Origin of the sequence: Aeromonas sp. R5-1, assembly GCF_040908265.1 — a bacterium.
Classification (GTDB): Bacteria; Pseudomonadota; Gammaproteobacteria; order Enterobacterales; family Aeromonadaceae; genus Aeromonas; species Aeromonas caviae.
This window is the reverse complement of sequence record NZ_JBFODJ010000102.1, coordinates 1-25514: the sequence shown is the minus strand read 5'-3', so window position 1 is coordinate 25514 and position 25514 is coordinate 1. Positions and strand designations below refer to the sequence as shown.

At 61.9% G+C, this 25514-nt stretch carries 19 protein-coding genes, 1 tRNA gene and 1 rRNA gene; 8 read left to right on the top strand and 13 right to left on the bottom strand.

Translation table 11 applies throughout. The features are described from left to right. Position 1: 1 nt before the first annotated feature. Complete coding sequence (locus tag AB5Y64_RS13470; protein WP_080769945.1) at positions 2-757, bottom strand: TIGR04255 family protein; 756 nt, start codon at positions 755-757, stop codon at positions 2-4. Between the two features lie 235 nt (positions 758-992). Continuing rightward, complete coding sequence (gene uvrD, locus AB5Y64_RS13465; protein ID WP_039039538.1) at positions 993-3164, bottom strand: DNA helicase II; 2172 nt, start codon at positions 3162-3164, stop codon at positions 993-995. 412 nt (positions 3165-3576) lie between these two features. On the opposite strand from uvrD, the gene AB5Y64_RS13460 reads away from it, so the two are divergent. From AB5Y64_RS13460 to AB5Y64_RS13445, 4 genes are all read left to right on the top strand, one after another. Then, positions 3577-4575 (top strand): BMP family protein, encoded by a 999-nt coding sequence (locus tag AB5Y64_RS13460; protein ID WP_039039539.1) that lies wholly within the window; start codon positions 3577-3579, stop codon positions 4573-4575. Between the two features lie 86 nt (positions 4576-4661). Further along, a complete protein-coding gene (locus tag AB5Y64_RS13455; RefSeq protein WP_039039558.1) occupies positions 4662-6239 on the top strand; it encodes an ABC transporter ATP-binding protein in 1578 nt (525 codons plus the stop codon). Between the two features lie 79 nt (positions 6240-6318). Then, entirely contained in the window at positions 6319-7437 is a 1119-nt protein-coding gene (locus AB5Y64_RS13450; protein ID WP_039039540.1) for an ABC transporter permease, read from the top strand. Between the two features lie 114 nt (positions 7438-7551). After that, complete coding sequence (locus AB5Y64_RS13445; RefSeq protein WP_010672471.1) at positions 7552-8517, top strand: ABC transporter permease; 966 nt, start codon at positions 7552-7554, stop codon at positions 8515-8517. Positions 8518-8580: 63 nt separating this feature from the next. Here AB5Y64_RS13445 and AB5Y64_RS13440 read toward each other — a convergent pair whose 3' ends face one another. Continuing rightward, positions 8581-9486 carry a LysR substrate-binding domain-containing protein gene (locus tag AB5Y64_RS13440; RefSeq protein WP_039039541.1) on the bottom strand — a complete coding sequence of 302 codons (906 nt, stop codon included), beginning with the start codon at positions 9484-9486 and terminating at the stop codon, positions 8581-8583. A gap of 118 nt (positions 9487-9604) precedes the next feature. On the opposite strand from AB5Y64_RS13440, the gene AB5Y64_RS13435 reads away from it, so the two are divergent. From AB5Y64_RS13435 to AB5Y64_RS13425, 3 genes are all read left to right on the top strand, one after another. Continuing rightward, entirely contained in the window at positions 9605-10732 is a 1128-nt protein-coding gene (locus AB5Y64_RS13435; RefSeq protein ID WP_039039542.1) for an S-(hydroxymethyl)glutathione dehydrogenase/class III alcohol dehydrogenase, read from the top strand. Positions 10733-10780: 48 nt separating this feature from the next. Then, complete coding sequence (fghA, locus tag AB5Y64_RS13430) at positions 10781-11629, top strand: S-formylglutathione hydrolase (protein WP_039039543.1); 849 nt, start codon at positions 10781-10783, stop codon at positions 11627-11629. Between the two features lie 63 nt (positions 11630-11692). After that, positions 11693-12199, top strand: coding sequence for a DinB family protein (locus AB5Y64_RS13425; RefSeq protein WP_039039544.1), 507 nt, complete (start codon positions 11693-11695; stop codon positions 12197-12199). A 72-nt stretch (positions 12200-12271) separates the two neighbouring features. Here AB5Y64_RS13425 and AB5Y64_RS13420 read toward each other — a convergent pair whose 3' ends face one another. Continuing rightward, positions 12272-12994 carry a head GIN domain-containing protein gene (locus tag AB5Y64_RS13420; protein WP_039039545.1) on the bottom strand — a complete coding sequence of 241 codons (723 nt, stop codon included), beginning with the start codon at positions 12992-12994 and terminating at the stop codon, positions 12272-12274. A gap of 298 nt (positions 12995-13292) precedes the next feature. Between AB5Y64_RS13420 and ovoA the strand changes: the two genes are divergently transcribed. After that, positions 13293-15440 (top strand): 5-histidylcysteine sulfoxide synthase, encoded by a 2148-nt coding sequence (ovoA, locus tag AB5Y64_RS13415; RefSeq protein ID WP_039039546.1) that lies wholly within the window; start codon positions 13293-13295, stop codon positions 15438-15440. A gap of 58 nt (positions 15441-15498) precedes the next feature. On the opposite strand, the gene AB5Y64_RS13410 is transcribed toward ovoA, so the two are convergent. From AB5Y64_RS13410 to AB5Y64_RS13370, 9 genes are all read right to left on the bottom strand, one after another. Further along, positions 15499-16470, bottom strand: a complete 972-nt coding sequence (locus tag AB5Y64_RS13410) for a bile acid:sodium symporter family protein (RefSeq protein WP_039039547.1) — start codon at positions 16468-16470, stop codon at positions 15499-15501. A gap of 273 nt (positions 16471-16743) precedes the next feature. Then, entirely contained in the window at positions 16744-18189 is a 1446-nt protein-coding gene (locus AB5Y64_RS13405; RefSeq protein ID WP_039039548.1) for an amino acid permease, read from the bottom strand. Between the two features lie 167 nt (positions 18190-18356). Further along, positions 18357-18695, bottom strand: coding sequence for a tRNA-binding protein (locus AB5Y64_RS13400; protein WP_039039549.1), 339 nt, complete (start codon positions 18693-18695; stop codon positions 18357-18359). Positions 18696-18757: 62 nt separating this feature from the next. Then, complete coding sequence (locus tag AB5Y64_RS13395) at positions 18758-20203, bottom strand: amino acid permease (RefSeq protein WP_039039550.1); 1446 nt, start codon at positions 20201-20203, stop codon at positions 18758-18760. Positions 20204-20306: 103 nt separating this feature from the next. Next, entirely contained in the window at positions 20307-20762 is a 456-nt protein-coding gene (locus AB5Y64_RS13390) for a beta-galactosidase subunit beta (protein ID WP_039039551.1), read from the bottom strand. After that, complete coding sequence (gene ebgA, locus AB5Y64_RS13385) at positions 20759-23833, bottom strand: beta-galactosidase subunit alpha (RefSeq protein WP_039039552.1); 3075 nt, start codon at positions 23831-23833, stop codon at positions 20759-20761. The genes AB5Y64_RS13390 and ebgA overlap by 4 nt, the downstream gene beginning before the upstream one ends. 321 nt (positions 23834-24154) lie before the next feature. Beyond that, positions 24155-25120: a transcriptional regulator EbgR gene (gene ebgR, locus AB5Y64_RS13380; RefSeq protein ID WP_039039553.1), complete on the bottom strand. Its 966-nt coding sequence runs from the start codon at positions 25118-25120 to the stop codon at positions 24155-24157. A gap of 164 nt (positions 25121-25284) precedes the next feature. After that, positions 25285-25399 (bottom strand): 5S ribosomal RNA (rrf, locus tag AB5Y64_RS13375). A 22-nt stretch (positions 25400-25421) separates the two neighbouring features. Continuing rightward, positions 25422-25497: transfer RNA gene (locus AB5Y64_RS13370), tRNA-Thr, on the bottom strand. Positions 25498-25514: the final 17 nt, after the last annotated feature.

The following is a 25514-nucleotide window of genomic DNA, read 5'->3' as shown; positions in this document are numbered from 1 at the left end:
GTTAATTTACAGTAATGTCTAAGTATGCTCGTTTTATGTTGTCATGCAGTAAACTGAAGCAGTTTATTATAGTATTAATATTATAAGGGATCATTTTCTCAAATGGTTCAAAACTGTCAAAATCAAGATGTGCCCATGGACCTGATTTCACCTCATTTTCAATCATGAAGTCTCTAACCAATTCGAAAACATCGTGAGGATATTTTACAGAGTCGATCGTCACTCCACTATTGACAACAAGTCTTTTATTCTCTGACAAAAAAGCAGATGTCATGTTGCCACCAGCTCGTAGCAAACCAAGAAGCTCAGGCTGAAGAAATTCGCCACGTTTAACAAAATTACTAAAACCAGCTTGGTTGTCCCATTGATATTTATTGATATATCTCATGCCGATAAAGTTAACATGAGTGAGCTCTATTACAGAAGTAATGGAGTCAATTATTTCAGTAAACTTAGTAATATAATCTTTATACGTAACATATGATGTCGTATGTACAAATAAGGAGTCTGGTGTCAACCTAAAACCAAAAACACGATCTGCATCTGTCATAACAAGAACAGGATGAGATATAGTGACTGTTTGAGGTGAGCCAGCTCCACTAAATTCAATTTGGTTGTATTCAATAGTTGTCATAGCACCAATAACAGGATACTGCCTTCTCAGCTTCTCCTGAATAGCGTCTATAGCATCTTTCAGTGTTTTGTTGGGAATGGTGGCAAAACCAACCTTGCCCAACACATAAGACAAGTTACTCATACGAACCTCCCGTTAGAACTTAAGGGCTTCTAGGCCCTTAGCTAAGCGTCATTTTTATACACTTTACATGAGTTATTGTCTTTTTTAAACACAATGCTGATTATCTTGCCTAAGCCCCTAGGGGTTTAGGGGCAAATGTCGAAGATTATGTGGTAATCGTGTCTTTAAGCTTGTTGCGATGGTTGATATAAAAACCCGGCCTAAGCCGGGTTGGTTACATCAAGAGCGGGAAAAATCAGAGCGCTTCCAATCTTGCATACGCCGTCACCAGCCACTTGGCGCCGACGTCGTCGAACTGGATTTGCACCCGGCTCTGCTGGCCGACCCCTTCGAAGTTAAGCACTATGCCTTCCCCGAATTTCGGATGGAGCACCCGCTGGCCGAGCTTGATGCCGCTGGCGTCAAAGCTCTGCTGCACCTCGTTCTGGCTGAAGCGGCCGTACTGGGTGGGGCGGCTGACCTGAGTGCGCAGCCGGATCTCTTCCAGACACTCGGCGGGCATTTCGCGGATAAAGCGGCTCGGCTTGTGGAACATCTCGCGGCCATAGATGCGGCGGCTCTCGGCATAACAGATGTAGAGCTTCTCCATGGCGCGGGTCATGCCGACGTAACAGAGGCGGCGCTCCTCCTCCAGCCGCCCCGACTCCTCGGTGGATTGCTGGCTGGGGAACATGCCTTCCTCGACGCCGACCAGCAGCACCAGGGGATATTCCAGCCCCTTGGCGCTGTGCAATGTCATCAGTTGCACCGCGTCGGCGTATTCGTCCGCCTGATTCTCGCCGGATTCCAGCGCTGCATGGGCGAGGAAGGCGGAGAGATCGCTCATGTCTTCCAGCTCGTCCGGGCGCTGGTACTGGCGGCAGGCGGTGACCAGTTCGTCCAGGTTCTCTACCCGCGCCTGGGATTTCTCGCCTTTTTCCGCCAGATACATGGCCTTGAGGCCGGAGTGCTGGATGGCGATATCCGCCTGCTGGTGCAGGGGCAGCAGGGAGACCTGCTCCTCCAAGGCGTCGATCAGCTCGACGAAGCCGCGCACCGCGTTACCGGCGCGACCGGTCAGCACCTTGTCATTGAGCAGTGCCTTGGCCGATTGCCACAGGTTCTGGCCCTGATCCCGGGCGTTGTTGCGCAGGATTTCGAGGGTGCGATCGCCGATGCCGCGGGTCGGGGTGTTGACCACCCGCTCGAAGCTGGCGTCGTCGCCACGGTTGTTGATAAGGCGCAGGTAGGCCATGGCGTCTTTGATCTCCTGGCGCTCGAAGAAGCGCAGGCCGCCGTAGATGCGGTACGGCATGGCGTCCTGCATCAGCGCCTCTTCCAGCACCCGCGACTGGGCGTTGGAGCGATAGAGGATGGCGCAGTCGGCCAGCAAGCCACCTTTCTCTTTCCAGTCCTTGAGGCGGCCAACCACAAAGCGCGCCTCGTCCACCTCGTTGAAGGCGGCATAGAGCGAAATCGGCTCCCCCTCGGCCCCTTCGGTCCACAGCTCCTTGCCAAGGCGCTCGGCGTTGTTGGCGATGACGCTGTTGGCCGCTTTGAGGATGTTGGCGGTGGAGCGGTAGTTCTGCTCGAGGCGGATGGTCTCGGCGCCCTGATAGTCGGTCAGGAAGCGCTGGATGTTCTCAATCTTGGCGCCGCGCCAGCCGTAGATGGACTGGTCATCGTCGCCGACGATCATCACCTTTCCGGTGTCGCCCGCCAGCATCCGCAGCCAGGCGTACTGGATGCCGTTGGTGTCCTGGAACTCGTCCACCAGGATGTTCTGGAAGCGATCCCGGTAGTGCTCGAGGATGTGGGGCTTGTTGAGCCACAGCTCGTGGGCGCGCAGCAGGAGTTCTGCGAAGTCCACCAGACCGGAGCGATCGCAGGTCTCCTGGTAGGTCTTGTAGATCTGCTGATAGGTGCGGGTGACGGGGTCGCCGTAAAGATCGATGTCGCCGGGGCGCAAGCCCTCGTCCTTCTTGCCGTTGATGTAGCCCATCACGGCGCGCGGGGCCCAGTGCTTCTCGTCGAGGTTGAGCGCCTTGAGCACCCGGCGAATGAGGCGGTACTGGTCGTCGGAGTCGAGGATCTGGAAATCCTGCGGCAGCCCCGCATCCAGATGGTGGGCCCGCAGCAGTCGGTGGGCGATGCCGTGGAAGGTGCCGATCCACATGCCGCGCACGCCGTCGCCGATCACTTTTTCGACCCGGCCGCGCATCTCGGCCGCCGCCTTGTTGGTAAAGGTGACCGCGATGATGGAGAAGGGTGAACAGCGTTCCACCTGCATCAGCCAGGCGATACGGTGCACCAGCACCCGGGTCTTGCCCGAACCGGCACCGGCCAGCACCAGCAGGTTGCAACGGGGGGCCGCCACCGCGTCTCTTTGCTTGTCATTGAGCCCGTCGAGCAGGGTTGAAACGTCCATCACCACTCCTGTTTATTTATACAGGCGGGGATTATACGGCCTGAGCCGCCAGAGACCAAGCCGTGAGCAGCCGGGGGCCAGCCCGCCCGCCAACGTGGCGTCGATGAGGCCGCAGGGCTGGTGCCGATGGAAGCCAGTTTTTTCATCAGGGGAGGAAAACGGTTGCGCCTAACGTCATGAATCCAAACAAAAATGTCGATCGAGCCCTATTAATCCCGGAATTTAATTCTGCAAAAACACCATAAAACAAACACTTATAAGGCAATTTGCTTATATTTCAAACCGTTAACGCAAACGTTTTTCCTCTATGATCCCCTTGACCAACGGGCTGGCTCACTTACAGTTAGCCAGCGTGCTTTATGACCTGCCAAGACAGGTTGTGGACCCTCACATAACAATCAAGGATACGATCGTGACTAAAGTGCTCAAGCTGGCCACCGTGGCCGCCCTCACCCTCGCTGCCCTGTCCGCCCAGGCAGCCTCCGAGCCCGCCGTCATCTATGACACCGCAGGCAAATTCGACAAGTCCTTCAACGAAGCCGTGTTCCGCAACGGCGTCGAAGTCTACAACAAGGACAAAGGCGTCAAGGTCAAGGAGTTCGAACCCCAGAACGAAGCCCAGCGCGAGCAGGGCCTGCGTCGTCTGGCCAGCCGTGGCAACGGCCCCATCGTCGCCGTCGGCTTCAACATGGGTTCCGCAGTAGAGAAGGTTGCCACCGAGTTCCCGAACACCCAGTTCACCATCATCGACATGGTGGTCGACAAGCCGAACGTCCAGTCCCTCATCTTCAAGGAGCATGAAGGTTCCTTCCTGGTGGGTGCCCTGGCGGCCATCGCCTCCAAGACCGGCAAGGTCGGCTTCGTGGGCGGCATGGACATCCCGCTGATCCGCAAGTTCCAGTGCGGCTATGAGCAAGGCGCCAAGTACATCAATCCGAAGATCGACGTCTATCAGAACATGACCGGCTCCACCCCGGCAGCCTTCGCCGACCCGGCCAAGGGTGCAGAACTGGCCAAGTCCCAGTTCGCCAAGGGCGCCGATGTGGTCTATGCCGCCGCCGGTGGCACCGGGATCGGTGTCTATCAGGCTGCCAAGGACGAAGGCAAGCTGGCCATCGGTGTGGATTCCAACCAGAACCACCTGCAGCCGGGCACCATGCTGACCTCCATGGTCAAGTCGGTCGGTCTGGCCGCGTACAAGAGCTGGGATGACGCCGCCAAGGGCAGCTGGAAGCCGGGCATCCAGTCCCTGGGTCTGGCCGAAGGCGGTGTTGACTGGGCGCTGGACGAGAACAACGCCAAGCTGATCACCCCGGAAATGAAAGCCAAGGTCGAAGCCATCAAGGCCGACATCATCGCCGGCAAGATCAAGGTGCACGACTACATGAGCGACAACTCCTGCAAGTACTGAGTCCCTGCTACGACTCTCAACCAGTGATGACCGGCCCGCACGGGCCGGTTTTTAGTCTCTACTTCATGACCCGCAAGGACTGCATCATGGACCAGACAGATCGCTATGCCATCGAATTAAGGGGTATCGATAAGCGGTTCGGCGACGTGTACGCCAACAAGCAGATCGACCTTCAGGTTCGTAAAGGCAGCATTCACGGCATCGTCGGCGAAAATGGCGCCGGCAAGTCGACCCTGATGAGCATCATTTACGGTTTCTACCACGCCGACAGAGGCGAGATGCTGATCGACGGGAATCCGTTCAAACCCCATGGCTCCCAAGATGCGATTGCCGCCGGGGTGGGCATGGTGCACCAGCACTTCATGCTGGTGAACAACTTTACCGTATTGGAAAACGTCATCCTGGGGGCCGAGAACGGCTGGCGCCTGGGCAAGAGCCTGGCGGCCGCCGAGAAGCTGCTGGGCGAGCTGGCACGGGACTATGGTCTCGAGGTGCCGCTGCACGAGAAGGTCGAGGATCTGCCGGTGGGCCTGCAACAGCGGGTCGAGATCCTCAAGGCGCTCTATCGCGGTGCCCGCATCCTGATCCTCGACGAGCCCACCGGGGTGCTGACCCCGCAAGAGGCGGATCACCTGTTCGAGGTGCTGAAAAAGCTGCGGGATCAGGGGGCGACCGTCATCCTCATCACCCACAAGCTGCGGGAGATCCTGGCCATCACGGATCAGGTCTCCATCATGCGCCGGGGGGAGATGGTGGCCCATGTCGCCACCAAAGACACCGACAAGGAGCAGCTCGCCGAGCTGATGGTGGGCCGCAAGGTGCGCCTCAAGGTCGACAAGGGCACCGCCCAGCCGGGCGAGGCCAAGCTCAAGGTCGAGGGCCTCTCTTACGTCGATGACGCCGGGGTGGAACGGGTCAAATCCGTCAGCTTCGAGGTGCGGGCGGGGGAAGTGGTCGGCATCGCCGGGGTCTCCGGCAACGGCCAGTCCGAGCTGCTCAGCATGCTCGGCGGCATCCTCAAGCCCAGCAAGGGCGGCTTCACCATTGCCGGGGCGCAGCGCCACGAGGTGAGCCAGAGCCACCCGGCCGACCCGGAGCAGGTGCGCAACTTCGGCCTCGGCCACATCCCGGAAGACAGGCACAAGATGGGGCTCATCAACCGCTTCGAGGCGAAAGAGGCCTTCATCCTCGGTTATCACCGCCGTGCCCAGTACAACAAGGGCTGGCTGCAGGACAAGGAGGCGATCCGCCAGGATTGCCAGGCCAAGATGGACAAGTGGGACGTGCGCCCGCCGAGCCCGGAGCACAAGACCGCCAACTTCTCCGGCGGCAACCAGCAGAAGCTGGTGATCGCCCGGGAAGTGGAGCAGGACCCGGATGTGCTGCTGGTCGGCCAGCCGACCCGGGGCGTCGACATCGGCGCCATCGAGTACATCCACCAGCAGATCATCGCCATGCGCGACAAGGGCAAGGCGGTGCTGCTGGTGTCGGTGGAGCTGGATGAGATCATGAGCCTCTCCGACCGCATCCTGGTCATCGCCGATGGCCGCATCGTCGGCGAGCTGGACGGCGCCAGGGCGGATGAACGCACCATCGGCCTGATGATGGCGAACATAGTTCCTGACGACGTGGCGGCAAGCCAATCACAAGGAGCCACATCATGAAGGTCACAACCACTTGTAACGGATTCGGCCTGATGATGGTCAACACACCAGTCCCCGACGATATCAAGGAGGCCCATTCATGAGCCAAGCACGTGTTCCTGCCTGGATATCCGTGGGCGTGCTGCCCGCAGTCAATATCCTGCTGGCCTTCCTGGTGTCGGCCATCCTGTTCTATTACCTCGACATCAGCCCCATCGAGGCAGCCGAAATCATGTGGTACGGCGCCTTCGGCACCGGCGAGGGGATAGGCTTCACCCTCTACTACGCCACCGGTTTCATCTTCACCGGTCTGGCGGTGGCGGTGGCCTTCCACGCCGGCCTGTTCAACATCGGCGGTGAGGGGCAGGCCTATATCGGCGGCCTCGGGGTCGGTCTGGTCTGTCTGCTGCTCGGGGACGTGCTGCCGTTCGCCCTCTTGCTGCCGCTCGCCATCATCGCCGGCGGCCTGTTCGGTGCGGCCTGGGCCTTCATCCCGGCCTGGCTGCAAGCCAAGCGCGGCAGCCACATCGTCATCACCACCATCATGTTCAACTTCATCGCCGCCTCCCTGATGGCCTACCTCTTGGTAGACGTCTTCAAGCCGCCAGGATCCATGGCGACCGAGAGCAAGGTGTTCGCCGTGGCGAGCTGGCTGCCGAAGATGAGCGAGCTGCTGGCGGCGGTCGGCGTGACGGTGCCGAACAGCCCGCTCAACATCAGCTTCTTCTGGGCGCTGATCTGTGCGGCCCTGGTCTGGGTCTTCATCTGGCATACCCGCTGGGGCTACGAGATCCGCTCGGTCGGCGCCAGCCAGAGTGCCTCCGCCTACGCGGGCATCTCCTATCCCAAGGTGGTGATCCTGGCCATGGTGATCTCCGGCATGCTGGCGGGCTTCTTCGCCCTCAACGTGCTGCAGGGTGAGCTGCACCAGATCAAGCTCAACTTCGTGGAAGGCTTCGGCTTCACCGGCATCGCGGTGGCCCTGATGGGCCGCAATCACCCGGTTGGCGTCATCATCGCCAGCCTGCTGTTCGGCTTCCTCTACCAGGGCGGCGCCGAGCTCAGCTTCGAGTTCGGGGTGGACCGCAACATCGTCGTGGTGCTGCAGGGTCTGGTGATCCTGTTCTGCGGCGCCCTGGAGCACATGCTGCGCCCGCGCATCGAGCAGGCCTATCTGGCCTTTGCCAACCGCCCGGCCGCCCAAGTGAAAGGAGCCTGATCATGTTCGAAATGTTGATCCTGATGCTGGATGCCACCATACGTACCGCACCGCCACTGATCCTGGCGGCCATGGATGACGGGGATGTTTTGCGAGCCGAAGGGAGTCCAAGCCATGTTTGAAATGCTGATCCTGATGCTGGATGCCACCATACGTACCGCGCCGCCGCTCATTCTTGCCGCTATGGCCGGGATGTTTTGTGAACGCTCCGGGGTGGTCAACATCGCCCTGGAGGGCAAGCTGCTGGCCTCCGCCTTCGCCAGTGCGGCGGCGGCCGCCGTCACCGGTTCCGCCTGGATTGGGCTGGGGGTCGGGGTGGGGATCTCCATCCTGTTCGCCCTGCTGCACGGCTTCGCCACCATCACCCACCGGGGTGATCAAGTGGTGAGCGGCATGGCCATCAACATCCTGGCGGCCGGTCTCACCGTGACCCTGGGGCGCTACTGGTTCGATCAGGGCGGCCAGACCCCGGCGCTCTCCGGTGCGGCGCGCTTCGCCCCCATCGACCTGCCCTATGCCAAGGAGCTCTATGACGTACCCGTCATCGGCCAGCTCTACAGCGAGCTCTTGAGCGGTCACTCCCTGCTGGAGTACGTGGCCTTCGCCGCCGTGCCCCTGGCTTGGTGGGTGCTGTTCCGCACCCGCTTCGGCCTGCGGCTGCGGGCGGTGGGCGAGGCCCCGGCTGCGGTCGACACCGCAGGCATCTCCGTGGTGCGGATGCGCTACACCGCCCTCATCATCGGTGGCCTGCTGGCGGGGATCGGGGGCACCTATCTGGCGGTGGCCCAGACTGCCCAGTTCATCCCCAACATGAGCGCGGGCAAGGGCTTCATGGCGCTGGCGGCCCTGGTGTTCGGCAAGTGGCGCCCCTGGAACGCCATGGCGGCCTGTCTGCTGTTCGGCTTCCTCGACGCGGTCGCCATCCGGCTGCAAGGGGTCAGCATCGGCGATTTCCCGATCCCGGTGCAGGCCATCGAGGCGCTGCCCTACATCCTGACGGTCTTCCTGCTGGCCGGTTTCATCGGCAAGGCGGTGGCCCCCAAGGCCCTCGGCACCCCCTACGTCAAGGAGCGGGAATAGCCCCGCCCTTCATGCCATGCAAAAGGCCCGCACATGCGGGCCTTTTCTTTTTCGGGCGACGGCTCAACCGATGGGGCGCACCAGGGCGGGTTGATGGGGATCACTGAGGCGCTCGGCCAGATAGTCCACCAGCAGCCGCACCTTGGGGGAGAGGTGGCGGTTGTGGGGATAGAGGGCCCAGATCCCCTCCTCGGGGGCCCGCAGCTCCGGCAGCAGCTCGATGAGCTCCCCCCGGGCGAGGTGGTCGCTCACGTAGTAGTCCGGCAGCTGGATGATGCCGATCCCCTTGATGGCCGCATCCAGCAGGGCGTGGCCGCTGTTGCACTGAAGCAGACCGCGTACCCGCACGCTGTGGGGTTTACCGTTCAGGGTGAAGTGCCATTCGTCCCCGTTGCCCACCAGGCAGGTGTGACGGGCCAGCTCCGAGAGACTGTTGGGCATGCCGTGGCGGGCGGTGTAGGCGGGGGAGGCACACACATAGGGTACCCGCTGCGCCAGCTTGCGGGCTACCAGGGTCGAATCCTTGAGGTGGCCGAGGCGGATCGCCAGATCGAACCCCTCGTGCACCAGATCCAGCAACTGGTTGGTGAGGTTGAGGGTCACCTCCAGCTGGGGGAAGCGCACCATGAAGTCGTTCACCAGGGGGGCGATGCGGCTCTCGCCGTAGGAGACCGGGGCCGTGATGCGCAAGGAGCCCTGGGGCACCGCCTGATGGCGTCCCACCGCCAGCTCCGCCTCGTAGAGGTTGTCCAGCAACTGGCGGCAGTGGCGAAAATAGATCTCCCCGAGTTCGGTGAGACGCACCTGACGGGTGGTGCGCAGCAGCAGCTTGGCCTGCAGCCTGTCTTCGAGCTGCGCCACCTGGCGGCTCACCTGGGCCACCGACACCCCGAGCTTGCGCGCGGCCGGGGTAAAGCCCCCCTGCTCCGCCACGCTGACAAATTCACAGACCCCTTCCCAGCCGAACATTATTACCTGTGTGTAAAAGTGATTTGATATTTAGCGTTATTATCACCAAATCGGCGGGAAACTACACTGGATCTCCGAACTCATTTCCGTTCATCCAACCACTACGAGGACGTCATTCATGGCACAGGTTCAGAGCATCAAGTGTAAAGCCGCCATCGCCTGGGGACCGGGTCAGCCCCTCTCCATCGAAGAGGTCGAGGTCATGCCGCCCCAGGCCGGCGAGGTACGGGTGCGGATCGTCGCCACCGGCGTCTGCCACACCGATGCCTTCACCCTCTCCGGTGAAGATCCGGAAGGGGTCTTCCCCTGCATTCTGGGCCATGAAGGGGGCGGTATCGTCGAGTCCGTCGGCGAGGGCGTCACCAGCGTCAAGGTCGGCGATCACGTGATCCCGCTCTACACCCCCGAGTGCGGCGAGTGCAAGTTCTGCAAATCCGGCAAGACCAACCTGTGCCAGAAGATCCGCGCCACCCAGGGCAAGGGGCTGATGCCGGACGGCACCACCCGCTTCTCCAAGGACGGCCAGCCCATCTACCACTACATGGGCACCTCCACCTTCAGCGAATACACGGTACTGCCCGAAATCTCCATCGCCAAGGTGGATCCGGCCGCCCCCCTGGAAGAGGTCTGCCTGCTGGGCTGCGGCGTCACCACCGGCATCGGTGCCGTGATGAACACCGCCAAGGTGAAAGAGGGTGAGAGCGTCGCCATCTTCGGGCTGGGGGGCATCGGCCTCTCCGCCATCATAGGCGCGCGCCTGGCCAAGGCCGGCCGCATCATCGCCATCGACATCAACGAGAGCAAGTTCGAGCTGGCCCGCAAGCTGGGTGCCACCGACTGCATCAACCCGAACACGTTCGACAAGCCCATCCAGGAGGTGATCGTCGAGATGACCGACGGCGGCGTCGACTTCTCCTTCGAGTGCATCGGCAACGTCAAGGTGATGCGCGCAGCGCTGGAGTGCTGCCACAAGGGCTGGGGCGAGTCGGTCATCATTGGCGTGGCCGGCGCGGGCCAGGAGATCAGCACCCGTCCGTTCCAGCTGGTCACCGGCCGGGTGTGGCGCGGCAGCGCCTTCGGCGGCGTGCGCGGTCGCAGCGAGCTGCCGAGCTATGTGCAGCGCTACATGCAGGGTGAGTTCAAGCTGAACGACTTCATCACCCACACCATGCCCCTCGAGCAGATCAACGAGGCGTTCGATCTGATGCACGAAGGCAAGAGCATCCGCACCGTCATCCACTACTGATCCCATGAGCGCCCCGCCCATCGCATGGGCGGGGCAAGGAGTCCTTACATGAATCTGGACATCATCAGCAGCAACAAGAGCTTCGGCGGCTGGCACAAGCAGTATCGCCACCGCTCCAATGTGCTGGGGTGCGAGATGCGCTTCGCCATCTACCTGCCGCCCCAGGCCCTCACCGGCCAGAAAGTCCCGGTGCTCTACTGGCTCTCCGGTCTCACCTGCACCGACGAGAACTTCATGCAAAAAGCCGGGGCCCAGCGCATCGCCGCCGAGCTCGGCATCGCTCTGGTAGCGCCGGACACCAGCCCCCGCGGTGAAGGGGTGGCGGACGATCCCGGCTATGACCTCGGCATGGGGGCGGGTTTCTACGTCAACGCCACCCAGACCCCCTGGCGGGATCACTACCAGATGTACGATTACGTCACCCGGGAGCTACCCGAGCTCATCGAGACCCACTTCCCGGTCTCGACGAAGCGCGCCATCAGCGGCCACTCCATGGGAGGCCACGGCGCCCTCATCGCCGCCCTGCGCGAGCCGGGTCGCTACCGCTCGGTGTCGGCCTTCAGCCCCATCAGCCACCCGAGCCGCTGCCCCTGGGGCCAGAAGGCCCTCGGCGCCTACCTCGGCAACAATCCCCTGCTGTGGCAGGAGTGGGATGCCTGCCAACTGCTGCGCCACCACGACAGCCCGCCCCTGCCGACCCTGGTGGACGTGGGGCTGGACGACCCCTTCCTGGCGGAGCAGCTCGGCATCGACACCCTGGCCGAAGTGGCCGCCACCCGGGCGTGGCCCCTGACGCTCAACCGCCATGCCGGCTACGACCACAGCTATTACTTCGTGGCGAGCTTCATCGAGGCGCACCTGCGCTTTCACGCCAACCACCTGGGCGAACCGGCCTGAGGCTGACCCGCTTGTGGCCGCCCCGTCAGCGGGCGGCCATTCACCCGGAAACAGGAGACAAGGATGCCTCTCTTCACCACATTGCTGGCCATGCCGGACCAGTTCGAGCGACTGCTGGCACAGGTCCCCACCGACCGTCTGGACTGGGAACCCGCCAACTGGGCCGGGATCCCCTCCGAGCGTTTCAGTGCCAGGGGGCACCTCTGCCACCTGCTGGACATCGAGGTGCTGGGCTATCAGGTGCGGTTTCGTCGCACCCTGGCGGAGGGCCTGCCGGAGCTCGCCTCCCTCGATGGCTACCAGCTGGCGCTGGACCATGATTACCCCCGGCAGGATACCGCCGCGCAGCTCGACCGGTTTCGCACCGCCCGCCTGCAGACCGTCGAATCGCTGAAGAAGGTGCCGTCCGACGCCTGGCATCGCCGCGCCCGCTATGGCGGCTATGGGGAGGTGACCCTGGACGGTCTGGTGCGCCTGCTCGTCAGCCATGACCACCAGCACCTCGCCGGCATGCAGTGGCTGCTGATGCGCCTGAACGCCGATCTGGGCCTCGCACTCCCCCTCGAGTGAGGCGTCGTCCCACAGTGTCGCATCCTGCAAAAAAGGCCCCGAGGGGCCTTTTTCATTGTTGCGATGATGGGATCAGCTCCCCAACCGGCTCACCTGACCCGAACCCGCGATCTCGCTGGTCAGCGCTGGGCTGCCCCAGTAGTTGACCGCACCGGCACCGGCGATCTCTATCTTGAGCCGCGATCGGGCCCGCACCTCGACCTCGCCACTGCCGGCGATGCTCACCTCGACCTCCTCGCTGGTGAGCCCGGCCCCCTTGACGCCACCGGCGCCGGCGATGTTCAGCGTCATCACCCGGGCGGAGCCCTGCCCCAGATCCAGGTTGCCCAGCCCGGCGATGTTGCCCTCCAGCCGATCCAGCGTCAGCCCGCTGGCGACGATGTCCCCCGTGCCCGCCAGGGAGAGCACCAGATCATCCCCCTTGAAGTCGCGCAAGGCGCCGTTGCCAACTCCCGCCAGTGCCAACTCGTGCAGCGTCGGCAGGGTGATGGTGATCTCCAGCGGCTGGGTGGGGTCGAGCCGGTAGCCATCCTTGACTTCGATCTCCAGCTTCTCCCCCTTCTCGGTGAGCACCAGATAGGGCAGCAGGTTGGCCTCCCCCTTGACCCTGAGGGTATGGCTCTCTCCCGCCACCAGGTACAGGTTGGCGGGCACGCCCGCCAGCACCCGGGTCACCTCATGCCCAAGGGGATGCTGCTGCTCCACCACGGCCCCCTCCCCGCGCACCTTGACGTCATCCTGCCAGCTGCATCCGGTCAGTCCCAGGGCCAGCACCACTCCCAGCATCCATTTCATCCCGCTACTCCTCGTTTCCTCTTTGCCGCACGACGCGGCAGGTGAGTGGCAATCAGCAAACCCTGTGCCATATGGCTAACATCATGATTTATCTATCCATTTCAATATTTCGAGGCTCGAAGGGTCCATAACAAAGAGTCATTCAGACCACAATCTGGTCAATCTGACCACACCCGAAGGGGGGTGTTGACCCATTTTTTTGGTTGCCGCCCCGGTTCGTTGAGCCAATAGTGATACCTGGTGCGTATAGAGCACTCCATCGCTGCTTCACCCGCCAGAATCAACAAGGAGTCAGAGCGTGACCCAAGCCAGCCACTCATTCGTCCATCCGGGCCTGCCTGCCCCCACCCGCACCCCGCTGCTGACCGGCGACGATCCCGACCACAAGCGCCGCGAGCTGCTCGCCTACTTCTGCCAGACCTTCGATCTCTACGACTCGCTGTTCGACTGCCTGGCCGACGAGCGGGCCTGGTTCAACAAGGCGATCCCCCTGCGCCACCCGCTCATCTTCTACTACGGCCATACCGCCGCCTTCTTCGTCAACAAGCTGCTGGCGGCCCGTCTCATCGAGAGTCGGCTCGACCCCCGCATCGAGGCCCTGGTCGCCATCGGGGTGGACGAGATGAGCTGGGACGATCTGGACGAAACCCACTACGACTGGCCCACTGTGGCCGAGCTGCGTGACTATCGGGGCCGGGTGCGCGCCCTGGTGTGTGAGTTCATCGAGCGAATGCCGATCGAGCTGCCCATCCATTGGCAGAGCCCAGCCTGGGTCATCCTGATGGGCATAGAGCACGAGCGCATCCACCTCGAGACCTCCAGCGTGCTGATCCGCCAGCTGCCCCTGGCCTGGGTGCGCAGCCAGCCCCAATGGCCGGTCTGCCCCGAGGCGCGCCACGATCTCGCCGCCGTCCCCGTCAACACCCTGCTGCCGGTGGCCGGCGGCCAGGTGCGACTCGGCAAGCAGGATGCCACCTACGGCTGGGACAACGAATACGGCGAGCGCCACATCGAGCTGGCCCCCTTCCAGGCCAGCCGCATGCTGGTGAGCAACGCCGAATACCTGGCCTTCGTGCAGGCGGGCGGATATGAAGCGCCCGCCTGGTGGGACGACGAGGGCCGGGGCTGGCGCCAGTATGCCAACGCCCGCATGCCCACCTTCTGGGTCGGCGATCCCAATGAACCCGAGCAGTTGCAACTGCGGCTGATGACCGAGCAGGTCCCCATGCCCTGGGACTGGCCGGTGGAGGTGAACCAGCTGGAGGCCGCCGCCTTCTGCCGCTGGAAGGCGGATCAGACCGGCCTGCCCGTCCAGTTGCCAAGCGAGGGGGAGTGGATGCTGCTGCGGGAGCAACTGGCCGGCGATCAGCCGGACTGGATGGAGGCCCCCGGCAACATCAACCTGGCCCGCTTCGCCTCCTCCTGCCCGGTGGATGCCTGCCCCCAGGGCAGCTTCTTCGATCTGGTGGGCAACGTCTGGCAGTGGACCAGCACCGCCATCGACGGCTTCGAGGGGTTCAAGGTGCATCCCCTCTACGACGACTTCTCCACCCCCACCTTCGACGGCAAGCACACCCTCATCAAGGGCGGGAGCTGGATCAGCACCGGCAACGAGGCACTCAAATCCTCCCGCTACGCCTTCCGTCGCCACTTCTTCCAGCATGCGGGCTTCCGCTACCTGGTCTCACGCCATCAGGAGCCCGTCATCGTGAACCCTTATGAAACCGACACCCTGGTCGCCCAGTATCTCGACTTCCAGTACGGCCCGAGCCACTTCGGGGTCGCCAACTACGCCGAGGCTCTGGCCGGTCTTGCCAGCGAGCTCTGCGGCCGCCATGAGCGGGCGCTCGACATCGGCTGCGCCACCGGCCGGGCCAGCTTCGAACTGGCTCGCCGCTTCGCCCACGTGGACGGGGTGGACTACTCGGCCCGCTTCATCGACGTGGCCCTGACCCTGGCAAGACAGGACAGCTTCCGCTACGCGGTGCCGGTGGAAGGGGATCTGGTGGAATATTGCGAGGCGCGCCTCTCCCGCCACGAGCTCGGTCGCGAGCAGAGCGAGCGGGTCCACTTCAGCCAGGGGGATGCCTGCAACCTCAAGCCCAGGTACGGCGACTACGATCTGGTGCTCGCCTCCAACCTCATCGACCGGCTGCGAGAGCCCGCCCGCTTCCTGCGGGACATTGCTCCGCGCCTGCGCAGCGGCGGCCTGCTGGTGCTCACCAGCCCCTACACCTGGCTGACCGACTATACCCCCAAGGCCAACTGGCTCGGTGGCATCCGGGAAAACGGCGAGGCCCTCGGCACCTATCAGGCGCTGCAACGGCTGCTGGCGGAGGAGTTCGAGGAGCACATGCCCCCGAGGGACGTCCCCTTCGTCATCCGCGAGACCGCCCGCAAGTACCAGCACACGGTGGCCCAGCTCACCGTCTGGCGCAAACGCTGACGACGCGGCAAACGAAAGAGGGAGGCCCACTGGCCTCCCTCTTCTTTATCCGGACCGCTTACCCCTCCTGAACCTGGGGCACCGCCTCCTGCTCGCGGTAGCGGCGGGCCAGCACGGCGCACACCATCAGCTGGATCTGGTGGAAGATCATCAGCGGCAGCACCATGACACCGACGCTGGCGGCGGGGAACATGACGTTGGCCATGGGCACCCCGTTGGCCAGGCTCTTCTTGGAGCCGCAGAAGACGATGGTGATCTCGTCCGCCCTGTTGAAACCGAGGCGACGGCTGATCCAGACGTTCCACCCCAGCACCAGCGCCAGCAGCACGCAGCTCAGCAGCACGATACTGGCCAGATCGTACCAGCCGACCTGGTGCCAGATCCCCTGCACCACCGCCTCGCTGAAGGCCACATAGACCACCAGCAGGATGGAGCTCTGGTCCAGCTTGCCGATGAGTGGCCGGTGGCTGTCAACCCAGCGACCGATGAGGGGGCGTGACAGGTGGCCCACCACGAAGGGCAGCATCAGCTGCACCATGATGGCCTGAATGGAGTGCCAGGTATCGACCCCCTCCCCCTGCACATTGATCATCAGCCCCACCAGCACAGGCGAGAGGAAGATGCCGAGGATGCTGGAGGCCGAGGCGCTGCACACCGCCGCCGACACATTGCCCCCCGCCATGGAGGTGAAGGCGATGGCCGACTGCACGGTGGCGGGCAGGGCGCACAGATACAAGAAGCCGAGATAGATGGCCGGGCTCAGCCACTGGGGCACCAGGGGCGTGAGCAGCAGCCCCAGCAGCGGGAAGAGCAGGAAGGTGCTGGCCATCACCACCAGGTGCAGCCGCCAGTGGCCGAGGCCCGCCAGCAGGTTCTGGCGCGACAGCTTGGCACCATGCATGAAGAACAAGAGCGCCACCGCCAGCTTGGTCAGCAGACCGAACCAGACGGCCACCTGTCCCTCGCAGGGGAAGAAGGAGGCCAGGGCCACCACGGCAATCAGCACAGAGGTAAAAGGATCCAGACGCACGGGGAGTCTCCAGAGAAAGCGCATCCCGCACGGGATGGGGACGACAGGGCACGGGGAAGGCGTCATCAGACGGCGACCCCGGATACGAAGGGACAAGCTTACCCCGAACACCCTGTGGTGCAAAGTTGAGCGGCAGCCTCATTTGTTTCATTTTGTTAAACGATAAAGCACATTCTCACAGCAAAACTAAACGAGTTTGCCCCTCCGGCCCCGGATCCGGCCAACAAAAAACGGGCGACCCTGGTCGCCCGTCTCCTGTTTGCCACATGCCGGTCAGCGCTGGCTGGCCAGCTTGCCGCTGCCGCTTTTCTTCTCATTACCGCCGAGCTTGCGGGCTTGGCGCTTCTCGAAGCGGGAGATCCACCAGTAGGCCAGCGCCGAGAAGACCGCGGTCATAAAGACGTTGATGAAGAAGGCGCGCACCAGATCCACTCCGGCCGGGAAGGCGGAGGCGCTCATGCTCACCACGAAGATGGCGATCAGCACCGACACCACGCCCATCCCGAAGGTGCGCGACCCCATGCGGAAGTCGCGGGGGGTGTCGTCATGTTTCCAGCGGAACACGAAGTAGGCCACCATGATGAAGATCGGCGGCAACATGGCAGTCCCGGCGGTGAGGTTGATGGCGGTGTTCATCATCTGCTGCACCGACTCGGAGCCGAAGCCGTTGACCACCAGCATCGCGAACACGAAGACAAACTGCCACCAGGCGGCACGCACCGGCACCCCGTGCTCGTTGAGCTGGGTGGTCTTCTCGCCGTAAACCCCCTGCGGGATCTCGGAGAAGTGGATCTTCACCGGTGCCGAGGTCCACATCATCATGGAGCCGAACATGGCGATGAACAGCACCACGCCGACGAAGCGGCCCACCAGCGCTTCGGAGAGCCCGAAATACTGCGCCATACCGGTGAAGATCTCCACCATGCCGCCGGCATAGGTGAGGCTCTCGCGCGGTACGAACACGTTCACCAGCAGGGAACCGACCGCATACATGGCACCGATGACGATACCCGCGCTGATGATCACCTTGATGAAGGACTTCTGGCCCCCCTTCACATCATTGAGGTAGGCCGCCGCCGTCTCGGCACCGCCCGCCGCCTGGAAGATCCAGCACATGATGCCCAGCGTCGCCCAGTTGACGGTAGGGGTCATCGCCTCCAGCGTGATGGGCTGGGCCGGTACATGATCGCCACTCAGAGCCATCAGGGCGCCCAGCACATAGATGGCGAACAGGGCAAAGACGCCGTAGGCCACTATTTCGGCAATCTTGCCGAGCCAGCTCGCCCCCTTGGTGGAGATGTGGGTCGCCGCCGCAAACAGCACGATGGAAATGACCGAGGTGACCATGGGCGAGAAGCTGTACTCATAGCCCAGCATGGCGTAGGAGGCGTAGGCGATGACGTTGGGCAGCAGGGAAACGAACCAGAACAGGTTCACGAACCAGTAGAGAAACGAGCCCAGATAGGCCATCCGGGTGCCGAGCGGTTTTTTCAGCCAGTCGTACATCCCCGACTCGGAGTTTTTATTGGCCGAGACGAACTCGGCGATGATGAAGACGAACGGGATGAAGTAGACGAGGGTCGCCAGCAGGAAGATGGGGGCGGAACTGAGCCCCAGCTCGATGTTGTTGTTGACGATGTTACGCACGTTGAACACGGCGGCAAAGGTCATCGACAACAGGGCAAACTTGCCTATGGTGCCGCGTACGGATTCAGACATGGTGTCCTCCAGTGGACTCGCGCTCCCTGCGGGTAACGCTGTGACTCTGTGATGTGTTTGGCAAGGGTCTGTCGACCCTGCCCTTTACTCTCTTGTTATGATCGGGCCGCGTGGACGGCCTTCTTGGTGAACCGGTGCAATCTCACCGCACCGGCTCGCAATACCATTCAGACGATCGGGGTGCCCGGCGCCATCGGCACCCGCGGCTGCAACAGCACGCTCTGGCTCTCGTCCGGGGTCTCGGCGCAGAGCAACATGCACTCGGAACGCTCACCGCGCATCCTGGTGGGCTTGAGGTTGGTCAGTACCACCACCTGGCTGCCCATCAGCTCCTCTTCGCTGTAGTAAGGCACCAGACTGGTGACGGTCTGCAGCGGCCGCTCGCCACCCACGTCGATCTGGACGATGTAGAGTTTGTCGGCACCGGGGTGACGCACCACCTCCAGCACCTTGCCCACCTTCATCTCGACCCGCTTGAATTCGGCAAACTCGATCGTCTCGCTCATGCACTTTTCCTTTTCTGGTTCAACGGTTTGCGGGTGGCCAACGGCCACCCGGTTTGATGGGGTCATGACGGCTGGATGACGACCTGCGCCGCTGGCTCGGCCTCTTTCGCGCGCGCTTCGGCGCTGAGGGAGGCCTCGTATCGGTTGTATTTCCACCAGGCGAAGCCGAGGAAGATCACGATCCCGCCGACGTTGTAGAAGACGATGGTCATGATGTCGGCGCCGGTCGGGAAGGTGGAGGCGAGGAAGCCCACCGAGAAGAGGACGATCAGCACCGAGACCACGGCGATGCCGGTGGTGCGCGAACCCATCCTGAAATCCCGCGGCAGGTGATCGAGCTTCAGACGCAGATTGAGGTAGGCCAGCATGATGAACAGCGGCGGCAGCATGGAAGCGGCGGCGGTCATGTTGATGACGGTGTTCATCAGATCCTGCGCTGTGTTGGAGCCCAGAGTCGGGATCACCATCAGCGGCAGCACGATGAGGTACTGGATCCAGGCTGCACGGGCGGGCACGCCGTTCTCGTTCAGCTCGACCGTCTTCTTGCCGAAGATGCCGGCCGGGATCTCGGAGAAGAAGATCTTCACCGGGGTCGCCGTCCACATCAGCAGGGAGCCGAACATGGCGGTGAAGGAGACCAGCCCGACGAAGCGGTTCATCAGGATCTCCGGCAGGCCGAAGTAGGCTGCCAGCCCCTCGAACACCTGCACCGAGCCGCCGGTGTATTTCAGGGTGTCGCTGTGGACGAACACGTTGATCAACAGCGATGCAATGGAGTAGAGCACGCCGATAAAGATCCCGGCGACGATGATCACCTTCACGAAGGACTTGGAGCCCCCCTTCACATCATTGACGTAGACCGCCACCGACTCGGCGCCACCGGCTGCCATAAAGATCCAGGTGGTGATGCCGAGGAAGGCCCAGCTGAAATCGGGGACCATGGCCTCTACCGTGATGGGGTCAGCCGGTTGCACGCCGCCCACCAGTGCCGCACCTGCCAGCAGAATGTAGGAGAGGGTCAGCAGCAGCATCAGGGACGAGGTCACCGAGGTGATGGGGCCGAGCATCTTGGCGCCGTTGGTGGAGACATAGGTGGCAAAGGCGAACAGCACCATGCTCAAGGCCGTGGTCGCCACCGGGGTGAGAATGTACTCGTAGCCGAGGAAGGCATAGGAGGCGTAAGCGATAACCCGCGGCAGCAGCGAGGTGAAGAAGAAGAGGTTCACGAACCAGTAGGTGTAGGCCGAGATAAAGGCCCAGCGACCGCCGAGGGAGCTCTTCACCCAGGCATAGACGCCCGCTTCGGAGTTCTTATTCAGTGACACAAATTCCGCAATGATCAGGCAAAACGGAATGAAGTAGAAAATGGTGGCCAGAAAGAACATCGGGGCCGAGGCCAGACCGATCTCGATGTTGTTGTTGATGACGTTGTTGAAGCTGAATACCGCCGCGAAGGTGAGCGACAGCAGACCAAACTTGCCTATCGTATTGCGTTTGGAATCAGACATGGTGCATCTCCAGACCTGTAGTTATCTCAGCGAAAGGGCGGGGCGTGATGTGTAGGGCGAGCCCCGCCCTTCCGGCTTTTGTCAGTGCAGAACCGGCGGCTTGTTATTTGTTTTTGAAGTAGCCGCCTTCGACGGTGACCTTGATGATCACCTTGCGCACCGGCCCGTCGCCGACGAATCGGTAGGCCTCGTCGTTCTCGAAGATCACCACCTGCCCATTACCCACCTGCTGGCGCTCACGCACCTCGCCAGCCAGCCACTCGCGGTCGGTGGTGTCGTCATAGGCCTGCTCGACCACCAGCTCGCTCTTGGCTGCCCACTCCACCGTCTCTTCCCCTTCCAGGTAGTAGTGAACGTCGAAGTAGCGGCGCTGCCCCTCGAACAGTGAGGTGGCCGGGCTGGCCCCCTCCTGCAAGCGGTAGGTGAGGGAGTCACCGATGGAGTGGCAGATACCTGGCTTGAGGTTCGGCAGGTTGTTGATGGCCTCCACGCAGCGGCCCCACTTCTTGCCCTCCCGGTAGATGTTTTTGAACAGGGTCAGGTTGTCCAGGGTGATCATGCGAGGTTCCTCCCGCCGTTGATGGTGAGATCGAGCCCGGCCAGCGCAGCCGGATTGAGGTTGCCACGGGCGATGGGCAGCAGGGTCAGGCCGAAGCTGAACGGCTCGAAGCGCACCCGCCAGGAGTCCAGCACCTCGGAGCCCCAGGAGTTGGAACCCAGCCCCAGCACCTTGTGATCCAGATTGAGGGTGAGATAACCGCTCGGTTCCAGCTCGTTGATGTGCTGCGCCGCGTGGATATGCTCCCAGCTGTAGGGCCAGACGCTCAGGTTGATGGGGGCATCGGGTCGCACGTAGAGACCGGCACCGTGACGATTGGTCAGGGTCGCCCAGCGCACCTGCTGGCGGTTGCCGTTGTCCTGCGGGAAGGGGTAGTGCTCCCACATCTCGCTGACTGTGCTCTGGAAGCTGTCGATCCAGTTGCTCTGGCGGCTGTCCTGATAGTTTTCGCCCGGCCCCATGCCGTAGTAGTGCACCCGGTCGAGATCCTGACGAATGCCCAGCTCGAAGCCGATCTTGGGGATGATGTCGTCATAACCGCCGTAGGGCTGGCCGGAGAGTGCCACGTGCAGCTGGCCGTTCGGGCTCAGGGTGTAGACGTAGCGGCAGCGCATGCCGAAGTCGAACACCGGCGGCGCGATCAGGCTCTCCACCGTCACCTCGACCGCCTCGCCCAGCTGACGCCAGCTTAAGGTGCGGAAGTGCTCCTGCATGATCTGCAGGTGGTTCGGGTGCCACAGGCTCTCGTACTCCTGCTTGTGGTTGTCGATCATCGGCTTGAAGAAGGTGAGGCGTGGGGCTCGCTCGATGAGTTCGATACCATCCTGCTGCCAGCTCACCAGCTTGCCATCGAGGCGCGAGAAGCGCAGGGCAAAGCCGCTGCCGCTCAGGGTCAGCGCGAGGCGCTCATCGGCAATCTGCAACGGGGTGGCATTGGGATTGGCAAAGGGCTGCAGCTGGCGAGTCGATGCCTTCAGCTGGAACTGGTACTGGCCCAGTTCGTGCTCCGCCGCGCTGTAGCGGGTAGCGGTGGCCTTGATGACCCGCAGCTGGACGAAGGTTTCTCGCCCATCGAGGGATGGCAGTTCGAGTTGCAACTCGGTGATGGCACCGGGGGCCACCCCTTCCAGCCGGAGCTGCTGGCTGGCCAGCAGTTCGCCCTCGGCCTTCACCTCGACCAGCAGGCGGATATCGTCGAGAGTGGAGAACCAGTAGCGGTTTTCCACCGCCAGCTTGCCGCTCGCCAGATCTACTGCCCGCACCTTGACCGGGCAGATCACCTGCTTGTATTCACGCAGGCCCGGCCCCGGGGTCTGATCCGGGTAGATGAGGCCATCCATGCAGAAGTTGTAGTTATTGGGGTAGTCGCCATAGTCGCCGCCGTACTTGTAGACGGGGCGGCCCTGCTCGTCCTGATCCAGAATGCCGTGATCGCACCACTCCCAGATGTAGTGGCCCTGAATGTGGGGATGGCGGTCGAACACCTGCTGGTATTCGCTCAGGCCACCCGGGCCGTTGCCCATGGCGTGGGCGTATTCGCAGAGGATACGCGGCTTGGCCATCGGGAACTCGCCGAAGCAGTTCATCTGGGAGACGCGGGAATACATGGTGCTCACCACATCCACCACCTCGGCATCGCGATCCTCTTCGTAGTGCACCAGCCGGGTCGGGTCGATCCCCTTGCAGCGCTGGTACATGGCCCTGATATTGCAGCCGTAGCCGGACTCGTTGCCGAGCGACCAGATGATGATGGAGGGGTGGTTCTTCTGGGCGTGCACGTGGCGCTCGATCCTGTCCACGAACACCGGCTCCCAGAAGGGGTCATCGGTGATGCGGCTGAGATCGCCGACGTTGGCAAAGCCGTGGGTCTCCACGTCGGTCTCCGCCATCACGAACAGACCGTACTGGTCGCACAGCTCGTAGAAGCGCGGGTCATTCGGGTAGTGGGCGGTGCGCACCGAGTTGAGGTTGTGCTGCTTCATCAGCACGATATCGCGTTCAACACGGTCCATGCCGACCGCGCGGCTCTTGAGGTGGTCGTTGTCGTGGCGGTTCACCCCGTGCAGCTTGAGGTAGTGGCCGTTGACATGGAAGAGGCCATCCTTGACGGTGATTTCACGCACCCCGACCCGCTGCGGGATCACCTCCAGCAGCTCGCCCTGAGCGTTGTAGAGGGAGAGTTGCAGCTGATAGAGGTAAGGGTCTTCGGCGCTCCACAGATGGGGGTTGGCCAGATCCAGCGTGAAGCGGCAGTCGAGCTTGCCGTCGATGGCGAGATGGTCGAGGGAGCCGCTGGCGATCTCGCTGCCCTGATCCAGCAGCGACCAGACCAGACGGTGATCCTTGGCCGACTCGCCCAAGTTTTCGAGCTGGATGTCGCAGCTCAGGGTGGCGCTCTGGTTGTCGTCAGCCAGCGCGGTCTGGATGAAGAAGTCCTGCACATGGACCGCCGGTTTGCCCACCAGGTAGACGTCGCGGAAGATACCCGCCATCCACCACATGTCCTGATCTTCGATGTAGGTGGAGTCCGCCCACTGCATCACCCGCACCGAGAGCAGGTTTTCGCCAACCTTGGCGTAGGCGCTGATATCGAACTCGGCGGTAAGGCGGCTCCCCTTGCTGAAGCCGACGTAGTGGCCGTTCACATAGACCTCGAAGTAGGTCTCCACCCCGTCAAACTTGATGATCACCTGCTCGCCGTCCCAGGCCGGGCTCAGCGTGAAGCTGCGCTGATAGGCGCCGGTGGGGTTGTTGGTCGGCACGAAGGGCACGTCGATGGGGAAGGGAAAGCCTTCGTCGGTGTACTGCAGCTGACCATGTCCTTCCATCTGCCACATGTTGGGCACGGTGATCTGGCCCCATTCGTTCATGGGGCTGTGATAGAAGGCCTCCGGCACCTGCAGGGGGTGGTCGAAGTAGTAGAACTGCCACTGGCCGCCAAGGCTCAGAAAACGGCGGCTCAGCTCGCGCTGCATGGTGGCCGCCAGCGCGTGGTCGGCATAAGAGAAGAAGTAGGCGCGCGGGGCCAGCCTGTTTTCACCAACGAATTGGACGTTTTCCCAGTTATTCACATGTCCTCCCGGAACAAGGCAACGTTAACTGGGTAAACTCTAGATAAACATTTACTAAATATCAGCTTTGAATTGGTAAAGTTTTAACCTGATCACAATGAACAGATGGTTTTGTGAGCGAGATCAGAAGCGGGAGATAAAGGAAGGCAAGATATGGAGGAGTGGCATGGATGTTGATAAGAGTTGGCTGACTATCAACAAAATCAATTATAAAACAATATGATATGAAGTTACTGGATGATATGGGAAAGAGGTTTGCTTGGGAGAGGTGTCGCACCACCGCAAGATGGTGCGACTAAAAAGCAAAGTGTTTTACTAAAATTAGCGGGTAGTGCCACGCAGGGTCAGCTTGCTCGGTACCAACACCCGGAGTGGAATATCACGCTCGTCTCGCAGCCGCTCAACCAGCAGATTGACCCCCTGGGAGCCCATCAACTCGGAGTGGATCCGCACCGTGGAGAGCGGCGGGAAGGTGAACTTGGCGGTCGGGATATCGTTGACGCTGATAAGCTCGATCTGCTGGGGAATCGCCAGTCCCTTCTCGTGGATGGCACGCAGCACGCCGATGGCGATGGAGTCGGAGGCGACGAACAGCGCCTTGGGCCAATCCCCTGCCAGCATCTCCTTCGCCAGCTTGTAGCCGGAGGCACTGGAGAAGTCTCCGCGATAGAGGTCGCTCTCCTGCACCACGCCAAGCCGCTGGCCATAATCGCGAAAGGCGAGTTCCCGCAGATCCGGGCCATCATCCTGGCCACCGATATAGCCGATGCGCTGATGGCCCTCGGCGATGAAGAAGTCCACTACCTGCTGGCTGATGAGTGCCAGATCCACATCAATCGAGTCAAAATCGCCCTGAGAGCGGCAATCCACGAACACCAGCTGGGCAGACAAGCCGCGCAGCACGGCCAGCCGTTCTTCCGGCAGATGGCCGATGACTAGGATGCCATCGACGGCAGAGAGCTCACGCCCCTCGGCACCGTTGTAGCAGTGGGCCAGCTCGATGTTGAGGCGGGTGCACTGGGTCTCGATGCCGTAGCGGATGGCGAGGTAATAGGGATCGTTGACCTCGGTGCTCTGGGGATAGGCGTAGACAGCCAGGAGCTGCAGCTTGCTCTTGTGCACCCCTTTGCGGGCGCTGCTGGTCTTGTACTCCAGCCGCTCGGCAATCTCGAAGATCTTCTGCCTGGTCTCGTCCTTGACGCTCAGGCTGGGATCCTCGTTCAGCACACGGGATACGGTAGCAAGCGATACCCCCGCCTCCTGTGCAATTTCCTTCAACGTAGCCATCAATACCTCGCAGGCAGCATCACGTGTTCATCGGGCAACGGCTAAAGAGTAACGAGCAATCCCTTGATAGCCCAGCATTTTTACTGAAATAGAAGCAGGGAATTGCGGCGGGAGGACAGAAATGCAAAAAGGCCTCCCGTATGGGAGGCCTCTTCTGAATAGGTGCCTGACAGTGTCCTACTCTCGCATGGCGAATGCCACACTACCATCGGCGCTACCGCGTTTCACTTCTGAGTTCGGCATGGGATCAGGTGGTTCCACGGCGCTATTGCCGTCAGGCAAAAGCTGTACTGCTTGAAAATGGTGCTGATACCCAGAATCGAACTGGGGACCTCATCCTTACCAAGGATGCGCTCTACCGACTGAGCCATATCAGCACACTAACCGGTAAAGA

Bases quoted from the DNA above. Each gene is read 5' to 3' on its own strand.
- AB5Y64_RS13400 (WP_039039549.1), bottom strand. From the start codon at position 18,695: ATGAGCGAGACGATCGAGTTTGCCGAATTCAAGCGGGTCGAGATGAAG.
- uvrD (WP_039039538.1), bottom strand. From the start codon at position 3,164: ATGGACGTTTCAACCCTGCTCGACGGGCTCAATGACAAGCAAAGAGAC.
- AB5Y64_RS13440 (WP_039039541.1), bottom strand. From the start codon at position 9,486: ATGTTCGGCTGGGAAGGGGTCTGTGAATTTGTCAGCGTGGCGGAGCAG.
- AB5Y64_RS13390 (WP_039039551.1), bottom strand. From the start codon at position 20,762: ATGATCACCCTGGACAACCTGACCCTGTTCAAAAACATCTACCGGGAG.
- AB5Y64_RS13455 (WP_039039558.1), top strand. From the start codon at position 4,662: ATGGACCAGACAGATCGCTATGCCATCGAATTAAGGGGTATCGATAAG.
- AB5Y64_RS13445 (WP_010672471.1), top strand. From the start codon at position 7,552: ATGTTTGAAATGCTGATCCTGATGCTGGATGCCACCATACGTACCGCG.
- AB5Y64_RS13470 (WP_080769945.1), bottom strand. From the start codon at position 757: ATGAGTAACTTGTCTTATGTGTTGGGCAAGGTTGGTTTTGCCACCATT.
- fghA (WP_039039543.1), top strand. From the start codon at position 10,781: ATGAATCTGGACATCATCAGCAGCAACAAGAGCTTCGGCGGCTGGCAC.
- AB5Y64_RS13450 (WP_039039540.1), top strand. From the start codon at position 6,319: ATGAGCCAAGCACGTGTTCCTGCCTGGATATCCGTGGGCGTGCTGCCC.
- AB5Y64_RS13435 (WP_039039542.1), top strand. From the start codon at position 9,605: ATGGCACAGGTTCAGAGCATCAAGTGTAAAGCCGCCATCGCCTGGGGA.
- AB5Y64_RS13395 (WP_039039550.1), bottom strand. From the start codon at position 20,203: ATGTCTGATTCCAAACGCAATACGATAGGCAAGTTTGGTCTGCTGTCG.
- AB5Y64_RS13420 (WP_039039545.1), bottom strand. From the start codon at position 12,994: ATGAAATGGATGCTGGGAGTGGTGCTGGCCCTGGGACTGACCGGATGC.
- ebgR (WP_039039553.1), bottom strand. From the start codon at position 25,120: ATGGCTACGTTGAAGGAAATTGCACAGGAGGCGGGGGTATCGCTTGCT.
- AB5Y64_RS13405 (WP_039039548.1), bottom strand. From the start codon at position 18,189: ATGTCTGAATCCGTACGCGGCACCATAGGCAAGTTTGCCCTGTTGTCG.
- AB5Y64_RS13425 (WP_039039544.1), top strand. From the start codon at position 11,693: ATGCCTCTCTTCACCACATTGCTGGCCATGCCGGACCAGTTCGAGCGA.